Raw genomic sequence first — 2,186 nt, 5'->3', positions numbered from 1 at the left:
TGGTTACTTTATCTTTAACAGAAATTGATTCTTTTTTCATTTTTTTAATGAATTACAATAAAGCCTAAAAGGCTTGGTAATCCATAAGTTATAATAAGTTTCTGAATTTCTGTGAATAATTCAGGATAAATATTTTGACCAGCCAAATATACTTTTCCTTCATCAGAACTTAATTTATAAATTTTGTGATCTGCCATCTCTTCACATCCTTTTATAATCTTTTATATTCGTCTTTCGCCTTTTTATTATTATCCTCCAAATATAATCTGTCTTCTAAAAAGTAATTTATTTGATCCTTGTTTATCTTTTTTTTCCATTCAATACTAATAAAAATTGTTTTTATATATAATTTATTTTCTTCACGATATAAATTTATGGTAATCATTGCTTGTTTCAATTTATCGTAATCTACTCTAAGATTGTCATTAATAATATTATTGAATTCTTTTTCATTGAGCTGATAAGCTACTGTTGGAGGCTCATCCATTCCATACTTATATGATTTTGGTGTGAGTTTTTCGATTCCTTGTAATTGGTCAAAAACAAATTGACTATCTAGAGTATCATTTGTTTGTTTGTTAATATATTGGTGATTTTTATAACTGGTCTGATAGTAAGATGAATTTTTTTCTTTATCTTTTATATATTTATCTTTATTCTTAATTTCAGTTTCAGATTTATAACTTTTTTGCCATCTTCCTAAAGCAGTATTATTATTAGTTTTATAAATTCCTTTAAAATATTTTTCAGTAGTTTCCTCTTTTGCTCTGTTCTTATCTACAGGAGTAGTGGTGATAACACGAACAACATGCTCATATTTTGCATAACCATCAACTGCATGCATAATCTCATCCATATTTTTCTTGTTTAGATCATTAGCTATTTTTTGATAGTCTACCTCTTTTGTAAATAACGAGCATCCACTTGTCGCTGTTATCATAGTGATTGTGAAAAACATCAATAATAGTTTCTTCATACTTGCACCCCGTTTTTAATTAGTGGCATTTTTATTTTTGTAAGTGACCCTTTTAAATAGTAATAGACTTCGTCAGGGGCCAGTTGTGGTTCATTGTTTATATATTTTGTTGTGAATATCGTTTGGTCATTCGCCTGCATTTTTATGATGCCAGCATTTAACTTGCTTTTACATTTGAAGACAAGCGGATCCCTGTTCCGGCTGAAATAGTCTTCTTGCCCACAGAAAATGAAAAATACTTCAACGCTTTTAGACTGGTCAATTAACAATGCTGCGTCTTCTTCACTTATAAACACTTTATTGCAGAACGCCTCCATGTTCCCAATGAAAATCAATTTTCTTTCAAAATGCACATCCATTTGTCTGCCGGTGACCTTTGCTTCTGACAATAATTGGTGTCTTTCATTAATTAGGGCTTTCCATTCATTAAATTGCAGAATAACATCTGGTTCTTCAACAACATAACATCCCACTTTGTCTTTAAATGAAATCAGACCATAGTCAGCGGAATCCACAATAACTGTATTTTTTAAATGATAATCATCTAGTTGTGCCAGTAAGCTAAGAGAAATGTCATTAATTATCAATTGATCAATGCCATATACTAATAAATGATTATATAGAGAGAAATTATGTGAAACGACCTGCACATCATCAAAATCCAAGCCAATCGGCAATGATCCCTGTTCTTGTGCGTTTATAAGCTGCTGATTCTTTCTATACTTCACTATGTCAATTACTTCTGGCATCATTGGAATTGCTTCCGGACGAACGCCATACCATGAGTGATCCATTGTTTCAATTTCTTCCTGTAAGATCTTTGTTCGTTCTAATTCATTTTCTGCTTTTGCAGGTAGTACAGTTTGGAATACTGTAGGATTTTCCAACTTAATGATGCCTCTTCCAGGAATTTCCTCCATTTGTAAAGCTGTTCTCCCGACAATGGATGAAACTTCGCTTTTGTCAATTAAATGGGCTTGCTGAACGAATCAAATTTGGTCAGATACAAGCCAAATTCCGATTATCAAAATATAAAATAGTGTTGTGTAAAAATTTCAAAAAAAGAACCCTGAGCTTGCGCTCCAGATTCAGTATGAAGAATTGAAGGGCTACTACTGTTTCGCTGGTCTCCTGAAGGCGTGCTCGAATAAGGCCCAGCCCATACTTGCGCTTGCCTTCGCCAAATTTGCCTTCAACGGCATTACGTTCA

At 32.5% G+C, this 2,186-nt stretch carries 4 protein-coding genes; all 4 read right to left on the bottom strand.

Annotation, left to right across the window (positions count from 1 at the left end):
• Positions 1-44 precede the first annotated feature (44 nt).
• Positions 45-197 (bottom strand): hypothetical protein, encoded by a 153-nt coding sequence (locus P9687_RS01380; protein WP_328228820.1) that lies wholly within the window; start codon positions 195-197, stop codon positions 45-47.
• A 14-nt stretch (positions 198-211) separates the two neighbouring features.
• Positions 212-976: a DUF3952 domain-containing protein gene (locus tag P9687_RS01375; RefSeq protein WP_035189599.1), complete on the bottom strand. Its 765-nt coding sequence runs from the start codon at positions 974-976 to the stop codon at positions 212-214.
• Positions 973-1,896, bottom strand: coding sequence for a hypothetical protein (locus tag P9687_RS01370; protein ID WP_328228821.1), 924 nt, complete (start codon positions 1,894-1,896; stop codon positions 973-975). Before P9687_RS01370 ends, P9687_RS01375 begins: the two co-directional genes overlap by 4 nt.
• Positions 1,897-1,975: 79 nt before the next feature.
• The coding region (locus P9687_RS01365) for a transposase (RefSeq protein ID WP_328228851.1) at positions 1,976-2,186 on the bottom strand (211 nt) is incomplete at its 5' end.

The sequence above is a fragment of the Weizmannia sp. CD-2023 genome (genome assembly GCF_036225245.1).
Classification (GTDB): Bacteria; Bacillota; Bacilli; order Bacillales; family Bacillaceae_C; genus Weizmannia; species Weizmannia faecalis.
The sequence above is the reverse complement of the archived record's forward strand: the minus strand, read 5'-3'. Positions and strand labels throughout refer to the sequence as shown.

Excerpts from the sequence above, each read along its gene's own strand:
- P9687_RS01380 (WP_328228820.1), bottom strand. The coding sequence starts at position 197 with ATGGCAGATCACAAAATTTATAAATTAAGTTCTGATGAAGGAAAAGTA.
- P9687_RS01375 (WP_035189599.1), bottom strand. The coding sequence starts at position 976 with ATGAAGAAACTATTATTGATGTTTTTCACAATCACTATGATAACAGCG.
- P9687_RS01370 (WP_328228821.1), bottom strand. The coding sequence starts at position 1,896 with ATGGAGGAAATTCCTGGAAGAGGCATCATTAAGTTGGAAAATCCTACA.